At 60.1% G+C, this 20,449-nt stretch carries 17 protein-coding genes; 14 read left to right on the top strand and 3 right to left on the bottom strand.

What is annotated here, in order from left to right:
• Positions 1-189 precede the first annotated feature (189 nt).
• The 9 genes from AB8B02_RS17850 (at position 190) to AB8B02_RS17810 (ending at position 4,085) form a co-directional block, all read left to right on the top strand.
• The gene (locus tag AB8B02_RS17850) at positions 190-456 is read left to right on the top strand and encodes a hypothetical protein (protein WP_439064735.1); all 267 of its coding nucleotides are present in this window, start codon (positions 190-192) and stop codon (positions 454-456) included.
• Positions 457-564: 108 nt separating this feature from the next.
• On the top strand, positions 565-777 hold the full coding sequence (locus tag AB8B02_RS17845) for a hypothetical protein (protein WP_141137210.1): 213 nt from the start codon (positions 565-567) through the stop codon (positions 775-777).
• Between the two features lie 194 nt (positions 778-971).
• Entirely contained in the window at positions 972-1,475 is a 504-nt protein-coding gene (locus AB8B02_RS17840) for a YciE/YciF ferroxidase family protein (RefSeq protein ID WP_120293195.1), read from the top strand.
• Positions 1,476-1,879: 404 nt separating this feature from the next.
• A complete protein-coding gene (locus AB8B02_RS17835) occupies positions 1,880-2,074 on the top strand; it encodes a hypothetical protein (protein WP_147421763.1) in 195 nt (64 codons plus the stop codon).
• 413 nt (positions 2,075-2,487) lie between these two features.
• On the top strand, positions 2,488-2,661 hold the full coding sequence (locus AB8B02_RS17830; protein ID WP_439064734.1) for a DUF3606 domain-containing protein: 174 nt from the start codon (positions 2,488-2,490) through the stop codon (positions 2,659-2,661).
• 71 nt (positions 2,662-2,732) lie between these two features.
• Positions 2,733-2,891, top strand: coding sequence for a hypothetical protein (locus AB8B02_RS17825; protein WP_158596886.1), 159 nt, complete (start codon positions 2,733-2,735; stop codon positions 2,889-2,891).
• The gene (locus AB8B02_RS17820) at positions 2,891-3,112 is read left to right on the top strand and encodes a hypothetical protein (protein WP_120293201.1); all 222 of its coding nucleotides are present in this window, start codon (positions 2,891-2,893) and stop codon (positions 3,110-3,112) included. Before AB8B02_RS17825 ends, AB8B02_RS17820 begins: the two co-directional genes overlap by 1 nt.
• Positions 3,113-3,169: 57 nt before the next feature.
• Positions 3,170-3,346: a hypothetical protein gene (locus AB8B02_RS17815; RefSeq protein WP_172980498.1), complete on the top strand. Its 177-nt coding sequence runs from the start codon at positions 3,170-3,172 to the stop codon at positions 3,344-3,346.
• Between the two features lie 472 nt (positions 3,347-3,818).
• On the top strand, positions 3,819-4,085 hold the full coding sequence (locus AB8B02_RS17810) for a helix-turn-helix domain-containing protein (protein ID WP_199712138.1): 267 nt from the start codon (positions 3,819-3,821) through the stop codon (positions 4,083-4,085).
• A 322-nt stretch (positions 4,086-4,407) separates the two neighbouring features.
• Here the strand turns inward: AB8B02_RS17810 and AB8B02_RS17805 are convergent, their stop codons facing one another.
• On the bottom strand, positions 4,408-4,728 hold the full coding sequence (locus AB8B02_RS17805; protein WP_184511600.1) for a hypothetical protein: 321 nt from the start codon (positions 4,726-4,728) through the stop codon (positions 4,408-4,410).
• A 361-nt stretch (positions 4,729-5,089) separates the two neighbouring features.
• On the opposite strand from AB8B02_RS17805, the gene AB8B02_RS17800 reads away from it, so the two are divergent.
• Both AB8B02_RS17800 and AB8B02_RS17795 read left to right on the top strand, forming a co-directional pair.
• Positions 5,090-6,118, top strand: a complete 1,029-nt coding sequence (locus AB8B02_RS17800) for an ABC transporter substrate-binding protein (protein WP_439064733.1) — start codon at positions 5,090-5,092, stop codon at positions 6,116-6,118.
• Positions 6,115-8,808: an ATP-binding protein gene (locus AB8B02_RS17795; protein ID WP_439064732.1), complete on the top strand. Its 2,694-nt coding sequence runs from the start codon at positions 6,115-6,117 to the stop codon at positions 8,806-8,808. The genes AB8B02_RS17800 and AB8B02_RS17795 overlap by 4 nt, the downstream gene beginning before the upstream one ends.
• Here the strand turns inward: AB8B02_RS17795 and AB8B02_RS17790 are convergent.
• Together AB8B02_RS17790 and AB8B02_RS17785 are read right to left on the bottom strand one after the other, a co-directional pair.
• Complete coding sequence (locus AB8B02_RS17790) at positions 8,805-9,545, bottom strand: response regulator (RefSeq protein ID WP_439064731.1); 741 nt, start codon at positions 9,543-9,545, stop codon at positions 8,805-8,807. The two genes, AB8B02_RS17795 and AB8B02_RS17790, sit on opposite strands and share 4 nt — an antisense overlap.
• Positions 9,546-9,622: 77 nt before the next feature.
• Entirely contained in the window at positions 9,623-11,206 is a 1,584-nt protein-coding gene (locus AB8B02_RS17785; RefSeq protein WP_439064730.1) for a ShlB/FhaC/HecB family hemolysin secretion/activation protein, read from the bottom strand.
• Positions 11,207-11,719: 513 nt separating this feature from the next.
• Here AB8B02_RS17785 and AB8B02_RS17780 point away from each other — a divergent pair.
• The 3 genes from AB8B02_RS17780 to AB8B02_RS17770 all read left to right on the top strand — a co-directional run bounded on the left by AB8B02_RS17780 (position 11,720) and on the right by AB8B02_RS17770 (position 20,333).
• Entirely contained in the window at positions 11,720-12,373 is a 654-nt protein-coding gene (locus AB8B02_RS17780; protein WP_120293213.1) for a hypothetical protein, read from the top strand.
• Positions 12,374-12,440: 67 nt separating this feature from the next.
• Positions 12,441-19,556: an MBG domain-containing protein gene (locus AB8B02_RS17775; RefSeq protein ID WP_439064729.1), complete on the top strand. Its 7,116-nt coding sequence runs from the start codon at positions 12,441-12,443 to the stop codon at positions 19,554-19,556.
• A gap of 393 nt (positions 19,557-19,949) precedes the next feature.
• On the top strand, positions 19,950-20,333 hold the full coding sequence (locus tag AB8B02_RS17770; RefSeq protein ID WP_439064728.1) for a filamentous haemagglutinin family protein: 384 nt from the start codon (positions 19,950-19,952) through the stop codon (positions 20,331-20,333).
• Positions 20,334-20,449: the final 116 nt, after the last annotated feature.

Here is a 20,449-nt window from a genome sequence, read left to right as displayed (position 1 = left end):
ATCTTGAGGCGAACTTGTGCAAAGCGTAGCGACGGTAGATCGCAGGGTCCAGAATGAATTGATGGTGCGCTGCAGCGCGGCGCGTCACAGCGGGTTGCCCATTTCGGTAGCTGCCGTAAGCACCGCAGCTCCCATTGAAGGAACTAAAACACCAAACGCACGATATAGGAGAAAACAAGGGAGGTCGTCATGTTGATGGAAGATGGAATTGCAGGACGGCCAGTCGCCAGCGCACCGCCATTGGTCGCGCAGATGGTCGACAAGCGAACAATTCTCGAGATGGAGATAGCCCTTACCAAAGCGTGCGAGGTCTTGCCGCGCGAGTTGGACAACCACAAGAACCGCTGTTTCGTCGCCAAGAAAATACTGAAGCGCGTGAATGCGGGTGAGCGCACGTTCGGCGGCATGATGTCCGCGGGGATGGCGGCAGTGGAGACGCTACGGCGCAGGCAATAGCAGGTTTGACGGCGTTTCCTGAACAATCATTCAGGAAATTTATCCTGAGACGACGGAACGGCCCCTATAGTCGCGCATTCAATCTCCGCTCATTCAAAGGAGAAGATAATGCGCAAAGTTCTTTTGGCTATCGCTGCCTTCGCTACCATCGGCATCGCTGTTCCTGCCGCTACTTCACAGGCTGATGCTCAGACCGTAGTGGTGCGGCATGGCGGCGGCCATCACGGCGGCTACCATCGCGGTCATCGTGCCAACAAGGTTGTTATCGTGAAGCGCGGTCATGGTCACATGCATCGTGGAATCCACCACGGCCATCGCTGAACGCGTTGCTCTTCAAAAAAAAGGCTCCCTCCCGGGGGCCTTTTTCGTTGGGCGCTATCAAGGGCAACTGAACAGAGGCCATCGCGTTTTGGAAAGAAGAGCGCAGCTCCTCATCGGAACTTAAGTTCCAGCGGTCTGTTGGGCTGGCGTGATAAGCCGCCCCAGCTCACCGGGGCTACTGGAGGAAATTTCCCATGGCCAAAAAGCCGAAGCTTCTTGCCGACCTTTTCCATGACACGCTCAAGGATGTCTATTTCGCCGAGAAGAAGATTCTCGCCACGCTGCCGAAGATGGCAAAAGCCGCACAATCGAAAGAACTCAAGGCCGCCTTTCTGAAGCATCAGAAGGAGACCGTTGGTCAGATCAAGCGGCTCGAAGGCGTGTTCAAGATATTCGGCAAGAAGCCGACCGCCAAGAAGTGTGAAGCCATCATGGGTATTACCAAGGAAGGCGCAGAGATCATGACCGAATACAAGGGCATGCCTGCTCTCGATGCCGGTCTTGCTGCCGCGGCACAGGCGGTGGAGCACTATGAGATCTCCCGCTACGGAACGCTGGCGACTTGGGCGAAGGAGCTGGGGATGCCTGAAGCTGTCTCGCTTCTCGATGCCACGTTGAAGGAAGAGAAGGCCACCGACGTTGCGTTGACCGCGCTGGCCAAATCTGTCGTCAACGTCGAAGCAGAGCAAGATCTCTAAGGCTAAATGTCCGGCTCCGTCACTGGAGCCGGACTACGTAAGTCCTCCCACCCGTCGAAGAAACCTTTAGCGCAACAGTGGCTTATGTTTTCGCTGAAATGGAGAGCGAAAATGCGCCAAGGTACGTCGTTTCGGTTGATGGCATCCGATGCAGCGAGACAGGCAAAAGAAGCCACGGACCAGGCTGAAGCTCTCCGGCTTTTACAGATGGCACACTACTGGATCTCAGCTGCAGACAACGAGGACTGGCTGAATGCCAACTCGATCCATCATCCGGTAAGATCACCTGGCTCCGACTGAAAACTGAGAAATTTCGGAACGATAGGAAGTAGCGGGACTTGACTTCGACAACTGTCGCACATGGCGACGGTGAACGGGTGGCTGTGGCCATCAGAAAGCTCGCCATGAACATCCCGGCCGTCGACCGCGCCATCGATATTTATGGCGCCCTCTCAGGACATTCGGAAGCACCGGGCGTCCGCGCGCAGCTTGCCCAGCATCTTGACCAACTGCACAATGAGGGGGAGACCGATCATCACCGCCTTACGGTGCATGGCCTCTCGTTCCTTCGGCAAAACGATCTTCAGCGCAACAGCTAGCCGCGCTGCATAGCTCGCTGCTTCTGCAATGATTTACGGAGCGTCGCTTTCGCAGAGTGAGCACGTTCCTTGTCGCTCGCCGATTTCTTGATCGGACGAAATGGGCCGGTCTTGGAATTTCCTGCCATCGGCATTGCCGGCATCATCTGCGAGCAGGATTCCGACTGGGAAGGTTGAAGGCCCATAGGGGCCGATGTCCGTGTGCGTTTGGGCATATTTCTCAACCCGCCACTCAACCCAAAGTTCATTCGTGCAGATCAAGCGGCGGCAAAAAGACACCTCGTCCCTTTAGAAGGCCGGCATCAGTACCGCGAAGAGGCGCGGCGACCTACCGCGGCGGCTGCCTCACTGGCCGCGCCGGAACAAGAAAGTCAGAAATGCGTTCCTTTAGGCATCAAACACTGGAGGATGCCATGGACGATCTGAATAACAAGGGGCAGCCGGATCGCAGCAAGATCAACATGCACGAGGCGCATGAGGTCAAGTATTGGACCAAGGAGCTCGGCGTGGATAAAGACAAGCTGCAGAAGACGGTCGCCAAGGTCGGCAACTCAGCCGCCGCAGTTCGCAAGGAGTTGGCAGCCTGAGCCAGTCAACGGAATCCCTGCACGAGCAATCTGTAAAGATCGCGCTGGATTACCTGGCGGGGGTTGGCCGCTTGCGCGACCTGCAAGAAGCGTTTGAATTTATTGGAAAGCATGTCGCGTACCAGATCGGGCAGGGAGTCGTCAGTCCTCTGCTGCTGTCGAACCAGGCGATTGCAGCCTACGAGCGCCATAGGGAAAAGACGCCGCTTCGGTTGGTGGAGTATGAGTGATGATGCCACTAATCCGGCCTTGGTCGGCCGACGAAAGTGAAAAACTTAAAGCCATGGCTGAAGCGGGGGCATCGCCGATCAAAATTGCTGCGGCCATGAAACGTAATGTGCAGGCCGTCAGACGTCAGGCGAATCGATTGGGGATCTCTTTGCCCACAACGCGAGAGACGCGCAAACGACAGCGTGCGTTAGAGGCGGAAGCCACAACGTCTTCAGCATGACATCGCAAATGGGAACAAGCTGCGCGTTCCGTAGTTGCTAGGGAAATGGAGGTTCCCATGCTTACAGACGATCAACTGATGGTTCTGCGGGAAATCGATAACGCCTTTGCTTTTGACGATACAGCGAAGGCAGAAGAGTTGGTGCTGGACGGCTATGTCCAGAAGGACGGCGACCTTTATCAGCTCACGCCGAAGGGTGAGAAAAGCCTGCTCGACAATGGCGTCTCGGCATAGACTGCATCGTGAAGGGATTCCAGACCTCACATAGAAGCTCAGGGAGGACGACGAGGCGCTCCGGGACCGGTCGTCGCTCCAGAGGCGTCAAATTACATCGCACAATTGAGGGACATTGAGCCAACTGAAAGCTGCGGGTTCTGCGACTATGGCTAAGCACGATGTTGCCGACGATAGGTTTAGTTTGCCCCTGCACCGTATCGGTCACAACTAGCCCTCCGCAACTTCACAGGAGGCTGTGAGATAGCATAGATCTCGGTAAGCAAGCATGACAGCCGCCATGCCCGCCGCGACTCATTGTTGTGGCTGATGCGGTCAGTGAAAATTCACCTCACCGCCGTTGATGTCCGGATATGCTCGAAAAGTCCGTCGAAGCACGCTGTTGTACGCAAGGGCCCTCGCTTGCTCGCATTGACGTTGCTCGTCGCGCGGTCAACTCTCGCCGTCGAACGCTTTGCGATTGGGAGGCTTCGTGAGATACAGACGTCGAGAGAAGAACGGAGGACAGCAGCCACAGGCTACTCCATGCCTTCCAAAATCTGCTGAACCGCAGACGATTGCATTCTCCCAGCGGTTCACCTGTACGATCGACGAAGCATGTGAGGCGACCGGTTTGGGGCGCACGAAGCTTTACGAACTGATAGGAGCGGGACATCTCGCGACCACAACGGTCGGACGTCGGCGACTTGTGGCAGTACAATCACTTCTGTCGCTTCTTAAAGCGAACATGTCGACGTGATGAGGCTACTTAAGTGGCGCGGCTACATTTCGGTTCGTGTTTTCCTTCACACTCTCACTCTGAGGACGCGACCGTTCTCCCTCAACAGGTCAAGCGCGTCGGCCCAAAAACGCATCATCCGAACACGCTCCTGCCAGAATTCGACGGCGTGGGTATAGGCGCTACGGATTTCGTTCGCGCGGCAGAGCCAAATTTGTAGAGGTCGATTCTCGCCTATTTTAAATCAGCGTCGCGGGTGCTCGGCCAGGATGGGTATTAGTTGATCAAGATATCGGGCAATGTTCACAGGCCCGTCGTGTCCGAAGCTGCGAAGTATGCTATCCTACCGAAGCCAGTTGGTGGGTCTGAGCCTGTCCAACGCTTCGAGTATGCCACGAGCGCTACTGGACGCGGCGGTGATCGGGGGGCGCCACGCCTCCCCTTCGAAGTGCTGGTCCACCTTGTTACTGAAGCCGTCCCAAGTGACCTGATCGGCCTCCTTTAACTGTTCGCTGCTATCCATATCGAAGCGGTTTTTGGCGAAGCACGCTCCCAGGTGATCGGTCTCATCGAAAAGCAACGCCCTACCCATATCGGGAATGGTGCCGTAGTCTGCCTGCCGGTGGTGCTGGTCGACGATATCCGCCCGCTGGCGGCCGGGCATTCGTTGTCCCGGCAAAACTCAGTCAACATTCGCAAATTGTTGGTATCGACGTTGGTAGCGTCTCGGATCAACCAAAAAAATCATGTGTCTTGTCAATATTATAGCTTTGCAATGCGGAGCCGCCCCTGGGCACCAAAGGTCCCGGGCCAGCCGATGGTGCTGGCAAAGCCAGCGAGCACTGTAATTCCCGTAATCGCACGGCACGCTTGCCGAGTTTGACCGTCTAGGCCCTCTCCCGTCGGGCGGCGAGCGCTTGACCGTTCTCGCTCAGGTCGTCCATTTCGGATATTTGAGAAAAGCGAGTAGTGGGACGTCCGCTCCCCGCGGTAGAACGTCTCGCTGTTGTGCTGGGAAATTCCTCATGCGGAAGACTATCGCGCTCCATCGACGAAGTGTTCTTGCGTTTGCTGCGATCTTGGCCCTGCCGCGTCTGGCGGTCGCGCAGGTGGCGCTCGAGCGGCGGCGCGTCTCATTCCTACTGAGCACCGCCTATGACGAGCCTATGACCGTTGCACGCCTGGCAGCGATGAAGGCCCGACTTGGCGAGCTTGGATGGGTCGATGGGCGTGTGATCGAGTATGAAGCGCTGTCGTGTCTGAACGATCCGGTCCAACGCAAGGCGATGGCCAAGCAGATCGTGGCACGGACGCCGGATCTCATCATCACGGGTGGCGTGCTCGACGCCCAAGCCATTCTGAGTGAGACCCAGACCATTCCGCTCGTCTTCTCGACGGCCGCGGATCCGGTTAGCAGCGGATTTGTGCAGAGCCTGGTGCGCCCGGGGGGAAATGCCACGGGCTTCACGACCAGCCATCCGTCGATGGGGAGCAAATGGCTGGAGATCCTTTTGGAGCTTGCGCCTCGCGTCAAGCGCGTCGGTGTGATCTTCAATCCGCTCTCCGCGCCGCGCAATGGCGACTACTATCTCGATCCATTGAGGGAGATGGCATCATCTTTCGGCGTTGACATCATCCCGCTTCCGATTTCGGATCCGGACAACATATCGGCGCAGATTGCCCGGCTCGGCGGTGCACCGGCCGGCGGGCTTGTCGTGACGCCGGATGCGTTCACCGTCCTCAACCGCAAGGCGATCGTATCCGCTGTCGCGGCAAATGCGGTCCCGGCGGTCTATTCCTATCACTTCTTTATGACCGAAGGTGGCCTGGTCTCCTACGGGTTCAAGTATGAATCGGCGGCGTCGGAGCGCTCGGAGCTGGTGGAGGCGATGGTCGAATATATCGACCTGATCTTGCGCGGCGCCAAGCCCGCGGAGCTGCCGGTGCGATCGCCGCGCACCTATCAGCTGATCATCAATCTCAAGACTGCGAAGTCACTGAACCTGACGGTGCCGCCGGTGCTGCTGGCCCGCGCGGACAAGATCATCGAATGAGCGCGATCGGCGCCGATCGCGATACACGACCACCGGTACGCGGCGGTCTGTTCCGCAAGTATCTCGTTTCCTTTCTGGTGGTCGTTTCGGCGGCGCTGATCGCCAACAATGTGATCGATGCGATATTCTCCTATCGCGAGCAGCAACGCCTGCTGATCGCTGTGCAACGCGAGCAGGCCGGTGCCGCGGCGGACAAGATCGATCAGTTTCTCAAGGAGATCGAGCGGCAGCTCGTCTGGTTATCCCAGCTCTCGCTGCAGATGCTTCCGCCGGAGGAAATGCGCATAACCGGCATTCGCCTGCTGCGCCTGACGCCGGCGATCTCCGAAATCGCCCAACTCGATCCGCAAGGTCGCGAGCAATTGCGCGTGTCGCGCTATGTGCGTGACATGGTCCGCAGCAATACGGACCTTTCGCAGTCTCCCGCATTCGTCGATGCGAAGGCACGCGGCATCTATTACGGGCCGATCTTCTTCTTCCGCGAGACCGAGCCGTATATCACGGTTGCCGTGAGCGGCGCGGATGGCGGCGTGATCATCGCCGATGTCAATCTGCGCTTCATGTGGGATCTCGTCTCGCAGATCAAGGTCGGCAATGAGGGCAATGCCTTCGTCGTCGATACGAGGGGGCGTCTGATTGCCCATCCCGATCTCCGCCTCGTGCTCAAGAACACCGACCTGTCGGGGCTTTCGCAGGTTGCGTCCGCGCTCGCGGGAAGCGCAGGCAGCGATGCGGATTCCGTCGTCACCGATCTGGCGGGAAAACGCGTTCTTTCGGTTCACACATCCATCGCGCCGGTCGGCTGGAAGGTGTTCGTTGAACTGCCAACTCACGAAGCCTATGCGTCGCTCTACGCGTCGATGCTCAATTCGGCGCTGCTGCTGCTTGTCTCGCTGTTCTGTGCGTTTATCGCGGCGCTGTTGCTCAGCCGTCGTATGGCCGATCCGATCCGTGCGTTGACGGAAGGTGCAGAACGCATCGGAAGCGGCGATCTCGATCAGAAACTCGTCATTCGGACGGGCGACGAACTGCAGACTTTGGGTGAGCAGTTCAACCGGATGGCAGAGCGCCTGCGGGAGTCATATCTGACCCTTGAAGGACGGGTTGTGGCGCGGACAACCGAGCTCGCGCAGGCGCGCGATCAAGCGATCGAGGAACGGGCAGAAGCGCATCACGCGCGACAGGCGGCCGAACTGGCCAATGAAACCAAGTCGCGCTTCCTCGCGGTCGTCAGTCATGAACTGCGGACTCCACTCAACGGCGTGATAGGCGTGCTGCAATTGCTCGATAATAGCCGCCTGGACGAGCGTCAGATCCGCTTGCTCACGGCCGCCAAGGTCTCGGGCGATACCCTGCTCGCACTGATCGAATCGATTCTCGACTATGCCCGCCTCGAAGCAGGCGCCGACAAGCTCGAATTCCGCAGTTTTCGCCTGGATCAACTGATCGAAGCAGATCTGGATCTGTTGAGGGAGGAGGCGGAGGCGAAGGGATTGACGTTGAGCCTGTCGATGCGAGGCGATGTGGCCGCGGATGTCGCCGGCGACCCGATCAAGCTGAATCGATTGGTGCTCAATTTACTCGGCAACGCTGTCAAATTCACCGCGCGAGGTAGCGTCCAGGTCGATCTCGCATTCGATACACTGGATGCTCCCCGCATGCTCCATCTGTCGGTTACGGATACGGGTATCGGAATCGCGCCGGATATTCAGGAGCGCATCTTCGAAGACTTCGTGCAGGCTGACAGCGATATCGAGCGTCGGTTCGGCGGGACGGGGCTTGGCCTCGCCATTTCCCGCCGGTTGGCGCGGCTGATGGCCGGCAATCTCTCGGTCCGCAGCGAACTCGGCAAGGGAAGCACGTTTACTCTGTCCATTCCCCTCGATCGGGCGCAACTGGTGCCGGCCGTTGTCGAGACGAGACCTCCGGCGACGAAGCTGTCCGTGCTGCTCGTCGATGACGATCCGGTCAATCGCGACGTGGGGCATGCCCTCCTTGTTCGTCTCGGTCACGAGCCAGTCGTAGCATCGAGTGGGGCCATGGCTCTGGAGCTCGTTCGCTCAGGTGCCTTCGACGTCGTACTCATGGATGTGCATATGCCGGAGATGGACGGCATTGCCACGGCCAGGCTCATTCGGAAACTGCAGCTTGATCGATCGCCACGGATTATCGCACTGACAGCTGACTTGTCGGATCGCACACAGGGACGGCTCACTGCCAATGGCATCCGCGCGCGCGTCGGCAAGCCGATCACGCTACAGGCGCTGCAATCAGCCTTGCAGGCGGGTGTCGACGATCTGCCAGGCGCCCCGGTTGGTGCGTCCGAGCTAACCGCTGGTTCTCTCATCGATGACGATTTCTTTAACGATCAGGAAGAACTGCTAGGGGTGCCCCGGTTGCGTGGTCTGCGCACCATCTTCCTTGACACCTGCCTTCCGCTGACGCGGAGCATGGTGGAAGCGGCCAGCATGGGGGATCGGCATCACATGCAACGCCTGGCGCATCGGATCGGCAGTGCGGCCAGTGCGCTCGGTCTCGAACGTCTGTTCTTCCAATGCAACGGGATCGAGGCTGATGCGGCGCGATTGCCGGCAGATGCGCTTGAAGCTGTTGCCGTCCAGCTGGAGGCAACCTGCCGTGAATCTATCGCTGCGCTCAATGAACGGTTGCGAGAGTCCGAACAGGCCTAGCGCTTTGATTCGAGCATGAGTTTGTAACCTATGCCCGTCACGGTCGTGATCAGGGGCTGGTTGCTGCCGCTGGCGAGTTTGCGTCGGAGTCTGGCAACGAGGGCGTCGACGGTACGTATATCGACATCGGTCTGCCGATTGCTGACGACTTCGATCAGATACTCCCGGCTGAGCGGCCTGCCGTCGGCGCCGACCAGCGCTGCGAGCAGATCAAATTCGGCGCGCGTGAGATGCACCAGCTCGCCGCCGAGCGTGGACAGTTCGCGTCGCACGAGATCGATGATCCAGCGTCCGAAGACGATCGTGGTGCCGGCGGTCGCGGCGTCACGCTCGATCGCGCGGCGCCTGAGGACCGAGCGAGCGCGCGCGAGCAGGTCGCGCAGGTTAATCGGCTTCGTGACGTAGTGATCGCCAGCCACCTCGAGGCCAAGGATCCGATCAACTTCGGTATCGCGGCGCGTGACGAATATGATGCCGGCCTGGCTTACGCTCTGGATCTCTCTCGCGAGTTCGAACCCATCGCCGTCCGGAAGCTGAACGTCGATGAAAACGAGCTCGGCGCCGTTCTTCCTGATCTTCTGACGGCACTCAGCGCAATTTACCGCTTCGGCGACGTCAAAGTTGTGATCGGTGAAGTAACCGGCCAGCATGGCCCGCGTCACGGGGTCGTCCTCGACGATCAGGAGCCGGTCGCGGCGCTGCGAATCTCGGTTAAATGAAGGGACCGGCGCCGACATCTTGTGCTCCTGCCGTATCAATGGAATGGCATCTGACCGAAAGCAAGTGATCTGTCCGTTGTTGCCATCTCTGGAGTCTAGTAGCGGATCGAGCCGCCGGCGAACACCATCCAGCCGTCGAGGCTGGAAGCGCTGGCGCGTCGTTCGCTCAGCTCCACGAAGCCGGACAGCGACGGGGCGTCGGGTGCCTGCGGCGCGAGCTGGAAGCGCATACCGCCACCATAGTTGTTCGCGCGAATGACGGGGATTTCCAATACGGTCGGCATTTCATAGCGGCGCTCGCCAGTAGCTGCAAAGACGTAAGGTACGATTGCATGCGGTTCGGCGATGAACGGGAGCTGGGTGCTCCAGCCGAACTCTCCGCGTCCCACCCAGCCTGTATCGCCGGCGAGCGTGCCGGCGGCGAAGCCGGACAGCATGTTGGTGCCAATGATCGGAAACTGCTCGGATGTGAGCATCGGGCGACCGAATGATGTCTGGCCTGCGAGTCCTGCCGAGAGAAACAGATTCTCGGGAAGCGTTTGCATGACGTCGATGCGACCGTCGAGCTTGCTGAATTCGGCGTCTGCGCCTTGCCGCGAAAGTGGGAGCAACGGCGTTGCATCGGCTATGGAGCGGGCCCCAAGCGCATTGATGCCGTGAGAATAGGTTGCCGTGTAGCTGAGGGTGGTTCCGCTTTCGCGTAGTCGCAGGATGCCGTCGAGGCCGACGCGTGGCACGCGCGTACGGTCAAGCGATAGCGGCGTGGCCGGTGTCGTAATCAGCGTGCTGACCTGTTCCTCTGTGAGATCAAATCGCGCATTGAAGCTCAGTTCGGTGTCGCGGCGTTTGACAATATCGTAGGCGAGTTTTGCGCGCCCTTGCCGGAAAACACCCTGTGATGCGAATATCGCATCAACCCGCGGGGTCGTGCGACCATCGGTGACGCCGAGTTCGAACCGCCAGCCGTCGATACCGAGTGGGACGGCGAGGTTTGCACCGAGATAGCGGCGCGTAGGATAGGGCGTCACGAAATCATTGTCGGGCAGTCCGGCGATGGAGATCGAGATCTGTTCGCCAAATCCCGTCAGATTGTTGAGCGAGAAATACGTTGCCGCCTGCCACTCGCCAAAGGATTTGGGCATGCCATTGTCGAGATAGAGGCTCGCCGAGACTGGCCTGTACCGGCCGCTAAGCACCAGAACAGAGCTGCCGACGGCCGAGCCGGAAGCAAAAGTGGCATTGAGAACGAGACCCGGTGTATCGCCCGCAATCAGCAATTGCCGTTCGAGTTCGCTCTGCGTGAGGCGTCGCTTGTTGAGCAACGGCGCCAGCACGGCTGCAACGCGAACAGCCGATGTTCCGGACAGGGTGCTGGTATCGAATTTCTCGACATAGCCGTCAATGACGCGCAGCTTTACACGTGCGCGCCGATCAAGTTCCTGGGGCAGGATGACGACGCGCACGAGCGGGTAGCCTGCGCGCACATAGGCTTGCTGCAACTTGTCGGCAAGGCCGAACAGATCTGCGACCGTAACGGACCTTCCCAGCAGCGTCGCCGCGGCTTCTTTTCTCGCTATGGCGATCTCATCAAATTCGCCTTCGATGTCGATCCCGGTTAGGATGAAAGTCAGCTTTTTGGCAGCGTCCGGCACGGTTGAGCCGGCGGCGATTTGCGGCAAGGTAATACGCGTCGATGCGGGCGGCGTGGCAATCGTGGGTGGTTGTACGAGGCTTGGTGCGGGAGCGGGGGATTGAGCGAGCGCGCCGCTGCACGGCGATCCCAAGGCGATTGCGATCAACGCCAAGGATTTCTTTGTCGAACGAATAGACATCAAGACAGCCCCAGAACTTCCCACGTGCAGTGCGCATGCATCCGTCGGTCATGCGCAATCCGACGACTGGCATCGTCAGGCTGCAGCGACGCGGCGCATATATGCACGGATAGTTTGGGCATGCATCAACCATAACGGTCGTTGATGGCCGATGTGAACGAGCGTTCACACGGTGTTCGAAACTGATTGCATCCAGCCCCTAATAAGACGCTGGTATCATGGGCATCGGCCGCGTTTGCGCAGCCCGGGGCGGTTCTGCGCTCAACCGATGCAATTGATCGCTTAGGAGTTGAGCAGGTGAGAGATCGTTTCGGCACTTCCATTCGTTGTGATTCCGCTTCGCATGCGCTCAAGCGCGCGATGGCACGGTTGATCCTCGTTGCCGCGATTGTCGCGGGCGTGGTCGATGTTTTGCCGGCCCGGGCGCAGCAGGAAGCACCGAAATATGAAGTCACCGGATTCCGCGATGCCCGTTTCGGCATGACGGAGGCGGAGGTGCGGGCCATCGTGACGAAGGCATTCAATGTCAAGGGGACCGACATCGCGAGCAGCGTGAACAGCATCGAGGGCACGAATGTCCTGACCGTCGCTGTGCCGTCGCTCGATCCTGGTCCGGGCGCTGCACGGGTCGCCTACATCTTCGGCAACAAGTCGAAGAAGCTCATTCAGGTCAATGTCGTCTGGGGCGAGGTCGCCTCCACGCCGCCGGTCGATCCCAATGCGATGATCACTGCCGGCACGCGTCTTGAGCGCTATCTCGCAGGCTTTGTCTGGAAGAAGGACACGCTCCGCTCCGGCATTCCCGTTGGCGACAATACGATTGTGCTGTTCGCCGGCGAGGATGAGAAGAAGGGGGCGGTCCGGCTGATCGCCGATGGCGTCAAATACCAGATGCAGCGCGAAGGCAATCAGACCACGTCGCCGGACCCGAAGGGGCCGCCGAAGCTGATCATCAACTACATCGCTGAACGCGACGATCCCGACATTGCGCGGATCGAGCGCGGCAAATTCTAAACAGGGCAGACAAGACGACCTCGGGAGCGCCGGTCAACGGCGCCCGTGCAGGTGACAGGAGCTGGGCATGACACAGACATATGACGTGACGCCGATCCGCGGCAGCGTGAGGGCGGCTTTCGCACCGCTGGTGTTCGGCTGCGTGGTGTTCAGTGGCAGCATTGCACTGGCGCAGACGCTGCCGGGCGGAGGCACCGTGACCCATGGCGCCGCGAGTATCGCCGCGCCGTCGAACGGGACGCTGAACGTCAACCAATCCTCGAACAGCGCCATCATCAACTGGAATTCGTTCTCGATCGGTGCCGGTGGCACCGTCAACTTCAACCAGCCGAGCGCGGCGGCTGCCACCCTCAACCGCGTTACGGGTACCACGCCCTCCAGCATCGCCGGCACGATCAACGCGCCCGGCACTGTACTGCTGGTCAATCCAAACGGCGTTGCGATCACCAATACGGGCGTGGTCAATACCGGCTCCTTTGCGGCGTCGACCCTGGATATCCGGAACGAGGACTTCCTGTCGGGCAAGTACACGTTCATCGGCAACGGCTCGTCGGCTGTTGTCACCAATGCTGGTCGCATCAATGTGTCCGATGGTGGCTTCGCTGCGTTGCTCGGTGGCCGCGTTGCCAACGACGGCGTCATTTCGGCGCGGCTCGGCAAGGTCGGCCTCGGCTCCGGCGAGATGATTACGCTCGATCTGTCCGGCGACGGCTTCCTGTCGGTCGCTGTACCGTCCAACCAGCTTGGCAATCTCGTCGATGGCACCGGCAAGGCGCTGGTGACCAATAGCGGAAAGATCCGTGCCGATGGCGGACAGGTGTTCCTCAGCGCCGCCACGGCGAACAACATCCTGCGCGATGCGGTGAACGTTCCGGGCACGATCCGCGCCAATTCGGTCGGCACCCGCGCCGGCCGCATCGTGCTCGGTGGCGGCGAGGGTGGCCGCGTCAACGTGTCCGGCCGTGTCACGGCGACCGGCAAGTCGCGCAATCAGGTGGCTGCCAAAAAGACAGGCGGCCAGATCGACATCAGCGGCGCCGAGATCGCGCTGGCCGGTGCGCGCATCGACGCGTCGGGCGCGGCCGGCGGCGGCGGCGTTCGCATCGGTGGCGATGCCTATGGTCGCGGCGATTTCCAGCATGCCGTCAAGGTCACGGCGGATTCGGCGACGGTGATCCGCGCCGACGCGCTGGACAGCGGCAAGGGCGGCAAGATCGTGCTGTGGTCGGACGGTCTCACCAGCGTGCGCAGTACGTTGTCGGCGCGCGGCGGTGTCAATGGCGGCGACGGCGGCCTCATTGAGACCTCGGGCAAGCAGCTTGATTTCGCCGGCATCCGCGTCGATGCGTCAGCGCCGAAGGGCCGCACCGGCGACTGGCTGCTCGATCCGGTCACACTGACCATCGATTCCGCGGCGGCGGCGACCATCGGCGCCAATCTCGGCGCGGCCAATGTCACGCTGATCACCACGGCATCGTCCGCGAGCGGCCCGGGCAACCAGACGCAGGGCGCCGGCGATATCATCATCAATGCGCCGATCTCCTGGACATCGGCCAATACGCTGTATCTCAATGCCTATCGCGACATCCAGATCAACGGCACGATATCCGGCCGCAACGGGACGCTGTGGCTGACGTCGCCCGGCAGCATCTCGCAGACCGCGCCGATCATGGTGTCTAACCTGGTGCTCCCGATGACGTTCACGTCGGTATCACTGACCAGCGCCGGTAATGTCGTCGGCCGGCTGTCGAGCGATACAGCGAGTGTGGGCTGGGGGAACGAAGACCCGCAGTCGTTTACTCCCGGTTCGGTGGCCTTCACCAACAACGGCAATCTGGTAACCGGCGACCTCATTGGGCGCGATATATCGCTGGTGATCGGCGGCTCGCTCACTTTCGAAGGCAGCATTCGCGCAACAGGGACGGCGGCCTCGACCTCGACATCGATCGTGGCGTCGGGCGACGTCACTGCCGGAAGGATCGGCAGCATTGTCGGCGGCAATATATCGATCACGTCGGGTGGTGCGATCACCACCAACTCGCTGGGCTCGTTCGGCACGATCAATCTGCGGTCGGCCGGAAATATCCAGATCAACGATCACATTTCCAACTTCAACAGTGCGCTGACTTCGGTGACGCTCCGCTCCGACAACGGCCTCGTCAACTTCGCGTCCAATGCGCGGGTGAATACGGCCACGCCCGTCGAAATCTTTTACAATCCCTATGCGGCAACCGGCAGCTACGCCAATACGATCAACTATTCCAGCATCACGCAGAGCGGCTACGGCGCGACCGTGGCAGCGTATATGCTGGTGAATGATGTCTACCAATTGAAGGGAATCGAATCCAATCTCGGCGGTACCTACGCGCTGGGCCGGGACATCGATGCCAGCGTGACGTCGACCTGGACCTGTCTGAGCGGCATCTGCCGCGGCTTCGATCCGATCGGTGCGTTTGGAGATGGTCGCCCCTATCAGGGCTTCACCGGTACGCTCGATGGCCGCGGCTATGCGATCCTGAACATGTACCAACGCCGCGGCGAAGGGCAGGTCGGCGGTGGCGATGTCGGCGTGTTCTACCAGAACAATGGCACGATCCGGAATGTCGGTATCATCGGCGGTTCGTTCAGTGGCAATGCCAGCTATGTCGGTTCGATCGCCGCAGAGAACAATGGCACGCTGACGAATGTTTATTCGACGGCGAGCGTGACCAACATCGCCAGTTCGCTGGGCGCGGGCGGTCTGGTGGCACGCAATAATGGCATCATCAATGGCGGCTCCTATTCGACCGGTGCCATCCGCGGCTATGTTGTTGGCGGCATCGCCGGCTACAATTACGGTACCATCCAGGACTCCTATTCGGCCGGCTCGGTCACCGGCGCGACGGCAGGTGGCATTGCCGGCATCAATGGCGAAGGCGCCATGGTCCGCTGGACTTATTCGCTTGCCAGCGTGAACGGCACGAGCTGGACCGGCGGTCTTGTTGGCGAAAATCAATGGAGCGTGATGGGCTTCGCGTCGCTTCAAGATTCGTATTTCGCGGGCGTGGTGTCCGGCACCAATGTGGGTGGCATCGTCGGGCGCAACCAGTTCCGCGACTGGGATACGATGGAAAGCTTCAATTCCCAGCACAGCCAGTCAGCACGCATCTGGCATGTTTACTGGGATCAGGCCACGTCCGGCACCAGCCGCGCCTTCGGTCGCTCCTATCACGACATGCCCGGCGGCTGGACGTCGGAGCAGATTCAATATGTTGCTGCGCTGAACACGAATTCCGACAACAGCCCGTATTCGCTTAACTCCTACAGCAATTTCAACGACCCGAACTATCTCAATGGATACCAGGAAGGCAACTTTCACTCCCACTGGTACATGGTGGACGGCTATACGCGTCCGTTCCTGAAGGCCGAATATTCGACCAACATCCAGAACCTGCACCAGTTGCAACTGGTGAATATGAACGGTGCTGCCAGTTACAAGCTTGCGCGCGACATCAACGCGTCGGCAGAATTGTCCACCGGGATGTGGAAGGGCAACGCCTTCTCGCCGATCTCGCCGATCAGCTATAGCGGTTACACGACGAAGTACTTCATGCGCCTGCAATTTGGCGAGAATCGACCGTCCGATTCGTATGAGGTCTGGAACAATGGAGTGCGCGAGGTCTACACGACTGTTTATACGCTGGGGGAGACAGGATATTCGCAGTCGGGACAGTACGCCGACTACGCGAAAACGGCAGCCTCGTTCACCGGAACATTGGACGGCCAGGGTCACGCGATCAGAAACCTCTTCGTGAATATGACCGACGGCAATCATGCGGGCGTGTTTGCCTATCTGGCATCCGGCAGCGTGGTGAAGAATCTCGGCGTCGTCGATAGCAGGATCATAGCCGACTGGGGATCTGCCGGCTCGATCGCTGGCGTGAGCGACGGCACGATCTTCCGCTCATGGGCGTCGCGCAGCGATGACGCGAGCGGGGTCTATTCGAACTGGGCCGCCGGCGGCCTGGTCGGCTACAATCGCGGCACGATCGAAGAGTCCTACAGCACAGTCGCGGTCGAGGCTGTTGGCCAGCAGTCTGATTACGTCACCTTTGTCGGCCAAGGGGGCGGCCTCGCCGGCGTCAACGTGAACGAAAACGGCGGACCCGGGCGGATCGTCAATTCCTATGCGACGGGCCTCGTGCGCGGCAATGGCACGATCGGCGGTCTCGTCGGTACCAATGCGACCAATGACGGCACGGGCACCATCATTAATTCCTATACGACCGGGCGGCTCGACCGAGCCTGGAACTATGGGGTGCACTTTGTCGGCTCGGTCGTCGGGCGCAATGTAAGCGACAACGGGCGGACGGGAACGGTCACCAATACGTATTACGATTCCAGCGTCTCGAATCCGTCCTGGCTCAATCCCAATCGTGGCCAGACCTTCGTCGGCACCGGCCTGACCACGGCGCAGATGCAGGATCTCAACACGTTCCGCACCGTCTATACCGGCTGGGATTATCGCAACGTCTGGATCCCGTCGAACAGCGCGGGCCAGTCGGACGGCGTCGCGCGCTATCCGGAATTCTACTGGGCCAATCACGTCGCCGTCGTCGAGACATCGAATGCCACGCGCATGTATGGCGATGCCAATACGACGCTGGCGGCGATGATCTACGGCCTCAAAAACTACGATACGCCGAACAAGATTCCGCTTGCCCTGAGCACCACCGCCAATCAGTCGTCGGGCGTCGGTACCTATGCCGTGACGGCGGGGATGACCGTCCTGCCGCCGCAGGCTGTCGGCGCTGGTGCCCCGAGCCAGGGCGGGTTTGGACCGCAATATCTCGGCATGCGGATCAACAACGGGAACGACATCCTGTGGGATCGGAATTCGACCGCGCAGCAGATCGCGGATCGCATCAATCAGTTCACCTCGCAGAACGGCGTATCCGCCACGGTCAACGGCAATGGTGCGATCGTTCTCACCGGTACGTCGGACTTCTTCCTGGTTCCGATGGGCGTGACTATTGGCGATGGCGTGGCGTGGCTGCGCATGACGCCGTATGTGACCAACCGTCCTACCCAGCTCCAGCCCGTCAGCAATGACGGATCGACCTATCGCATCGTCAATCTGCCGAGCGGGCAACTGACGGTGACGCAGCGTGCGATCACGGTGGCGGCCGATGCCGGTCAGGGCAAGACCTATGGCGACACAGGTTCCGCCCTCACCTGGCAGGTGACCAGTGGATCGTTGGTGAATGGCGACAGTCTCACCGGCACGATCGGCCGCGCCGCGGGCGAGAATGCCGGCAACTATGCCATCAATCAGGGCTCGCTCGCCGCATCCTCGAACTATCGGGTGAGTTTCGTCGGGAACGATTACAGCATCGCCAAGCGCACCGTGACGCTGTCGCTCACCGGCACGGTGGAGAAGCAGTATGACGGCACCAACACCGCCGCGCTCGGCACCAACAATTTCACGCTGAGCAATGTGGTGGTGGGCGATTCCGGCCTGCTGTCGGTGACGAACCTGCCGACCTCGGGCGCCTATGACAATGCCAATGCTGGAAGCGGCAAGACCGTCTCGTTCAATCTCGGTTCCGGCGGCCTCACCGGCAGCGCGGCCGGCAACTACACGCTGGTCGTCAACAATAGCCGCAATATCGGTAACATCACCAAGGCGGCGCTGACCATCACGGCGAACGACCAGTCCAAGACCTATGGCGATACGCTCGCCCTCGGCAGCAGCGGTTACAGCATCGGCGGCACGCTTTATGGCACCGACCGCGTGACCGGCGTGACGCTGGCGAGCCTCGGCGCGGATGCATTGGCGAATGTGACGGGCGCACCCTACGGGATCACGGCCAGCAATGCGCTCGGCAATGGCCTCGGCAATTATACAATCAGCTATGCCGGCGGTTTGCTGTCGGTCACTGCGGCGGACATCATCGTGTCGGCGAATGGTGGCAGCTCGGTCTATGGCCAGTCGCCGTCCAATCCGGGCTTCTCGGCGAATGGTTTGAAGAACGGTCAGGATGTCGATGCCCTGACCGGCCTGAGCAACTCGTTCGGCATCCTGCCGACGACGGGCGTGGCTGGCGGTCCGTATACGCTCAGCGTGGCGGGAACACTGACCAATGCGAATTATCGCGTGGCGGCGCGCAACGACGCCAGCTGGACCGTCACACCGGCGTCTATCGTGGTCTCGGCCAATGGCGGCACATCGGTCTATGGCAGCTCGCCGCTCAATCCTGGTCTGTCGGCCACCGGCTTGCAGAATAACGAGGGCGTCGACGTTCTTGCGGGCCTTCGCAACTCGTTCGGCATTACCGCGACCAGCGGCGTGGCACATGGGCCATATGCGCTCAGCGTGCTCGGCACGCTGGCCAATCCAAACTATCAGGTCTCCGCGTTCAATCCGGGTAGCTGGACCGTCACGCCAGCCTCCATTGTTGTCACGGCCAATGGCGGCACATCGGTCTATGGCAGTTCGCCGCTCAATCCCGGCCTGTCGGCCATCGGTTTGCAGAACGGTCAGGGGATTGAGGTTTTGACCGGGCTCGTCAATTCGTTCGGCATCACCGGCCGGACCGGCGTCGCGGGCAATCCCTATTTGCTCGACGTAGCCGGAACGCTGACCAATCCGAACTATGCGATCTCGGCCCGCAACAGTGGCGTCTGGATCGTGACGGCCGCGCCGCTGACAGTCACCGCAGATCCCCAGAGCAAGATGTTCGCAGAGCTTGATCCGGCGCTGACCTATCGTCTCACCGGCGGCACGCTGTTCAACGGCGACCGCTTCTCCGGCTCGCTGGAGCGCGCGCTGGGTGATGTGGTGGGCGACTATGCCATTCAGCTAGGCTCGCTCGGCGTTTTGCCGAACTATGCGCTGAGCTATGTCGGGGCGGTTTTCACAATCAAGTCGTTCAACGTCTCGCTCGCGCCACCCCCCGGTCAGATCGCCGTGGTCAACCCGGCAGCGCCAAGCGCCAATACGATGTCGCCGTCCCCTGTCGGCAGTGCGAAGTCCTCCTTCGATAACCTCTTCCAGCCGCCGCCGAGCTCGCCGGCTCCAACTGGAATCGTCGCCGGCAATGCTGGCGGGAGAACCAACACCAACGGATCGCCCAACGATGACGTGACGAACTCCATCGGCGGTGAGCGACGCGAAGACAGAAGGCGGAGGAACGGTCGGTGAAACAACTCTCGCCGGCAGTTTCGCGTCCTCTGAACTGCCCTCAAATCCAATGGGTAGTTACGATGAGATACGTCCGCTGAAAGAAAGGATCGGAACGCTTGGCGTCGCGCGATCGCTCTTAGCTCACGCCAAGCTTAAAAGCACTATCGGTACCGGGGGAATTGAGGTGAATGATGCGCTTGCCATGTCAGAATATGTCGATTTCTAAGCAAGGTCATGAGGTGCCTTATGCAGGTGACGTATTCCCACAAAGCAAAGTCTGAAATTCCGGCAGAAGATTACCAATTACAGATCGGCCACAGAAATCCGTGATCAAAGCACGATGACCGGTGCCAGAAATTTCTGAGTATCTCGGATTTTTCGCCTTTCTGTGAGATAGCAACGTTCGACAGGTTGGGGCTGTCCGCTCCGATCGCACCGCGCGGCACCATCGATGCAGGCGAAGCGGTCATCCGCGTCTCTGGCAATGTCAATCTGGCAGCGCTGCAAATTCTCAATGCTGCGAACATCCAGGTGCAGGGCACGTCGTCGGGTATCCCGACCGTGCAGACACCAAACATCAGTGTGGCACTCTCGACGTCGAACGCGACTGCGGCGACGCAGCAGGCGGCGGCGCCGGCCCAGACGAACAATGACCGTCCCTCGGTCATCATCGTCGAAGTGCTCGGCTATGGCGGGGGCAATGGCGACAGCGCTCCGGACGATGAGTATCCCGCCGCCGCGATCGCCGCAGCGACAACGATCGCATGCAGGATCCATTCAGCCCCGTGCACGTGATTGGCTCCGGAGAGTTGTCCCCATCGCAAAGGCGGAAACTGACAGCGGTGGAATGGCGAAATTCGATGAGCTGTAGAAGGCATTGTTTCCTATTGAAGTGCAAGGGATATGAACAC

Origin of the sequence: Tardiphaga sp. 862_B3_N4_1, assembly GCF_051811085.1 — a bacterium.
Lineage (GTDB): Bacteria > Pseudomonadota > Alphaproteobacteria > Rhizobiales > Xanthobacteraceae > Tardiphaga > Tardiphaga robiniae.
This window is presented reverse-complemented; position numbering and strand designations above follow the sequence as displayed.

What these genes read in the sequence shown, in the direction of transcription:
- AB8B02_RS17845 (WP_141137210.1), top strand. Translation starts at nt 565, where the DNA reads ATGCGCAAAGTTCTTTTGGCTATCGCTGCCTTCGCTACCATCGGCATC.
- AB8B02_RS17795 (WP_439064732.1), top strand. Translation starts at nt 6,115, where the DNA reads ATGAGCGCGATCGGCGCCGATCGCGATACACGACCACCGGTACGCGGC.
- AB8B02_RS17820 (WP_120293201.1), top strand. Translation starts at nt 2,891, where the DNA reads ATGATGCCACTAATCCGGCCTTGGTCGGCCGACGAAAGTGAAAAACTT.
- AB8B02_RS17775 (WP_439064729.1), top strand. Translation starts at nt 12,441, where the DNA reads ATGACACAGACATATGACGTGACGCCGATCCGCGGCAGCGTGAGGGCG.
- AB8B02_RS17815 (WP_172980498.1), top strand. Translation starts at nt 3,170, where the DNA reads ATGCTTACAGACGATCAACTGATGGTTCTGCGGGAAATCGATAACGCC.
- AB8B02_RS17805 (WP_184511600.1), bottom strand. Translation starts at nt 4,728, where the DNA reads ATGCCCGGCCGCCAGCGGGCGGATATCGTCGACCAGCACCACCGGCAG.
- AB8B02_RS17800 (WP_439064733.1), top strand. Translation starts at nt 5,090, where the DNA reads ATGCGGAAGACTATCGCGCTCCATCGACGAAGTGTTCTTGCGTTTGCT.
- AB8B02_RS17835 (WP_147421763.1), top strand. Translation starts at nt 1,880, where the DNA reads ATGAACATCCCGGCCGTCGACCGCGCCATCGATATTTATGGCGCCCTC.
- AB8B02_RS17780 (WP_120293213.1), top strand. Translation starts at nt 11,720, where the DNA reads ATGGCACGGTTGATCCTCGTTGCCGCGATTGTCGCGGGCGTGGTCGAT.
- AB8B02_RS17840 (WP_120293195.1), top strand. Translation starts at nt 972, where the DNA reads ATGGCCAAAAAGCCGAAGCTTCTTGCCGACCTTTTCCATGACACGCTC.
- AB8B02_RS17790 (WP_439064731.1), bottom strand. Translation starts at nt 9,545, where the DNA reads ATGTCGGCGCCGGTCCCTTCATTTAACCGAGATTCGCAGCGCCGCGAC.
- AB8B02_RS17830 (WP_439064734.1), top strand. Translation starts at nt 2,488, where the DNA reads ATGGACGATCTGAATAACAAGGGGCAGCCGGATCGCAGCAAGATCAAC.
- AB8B02_RS17850 (WP_439064735.1), top strand. Translation starts at nt 190, where the DNA reads ATGTTGATGGAAGATGGAATTGCAGGACGGCCAGTCGCCAGCGCACCG.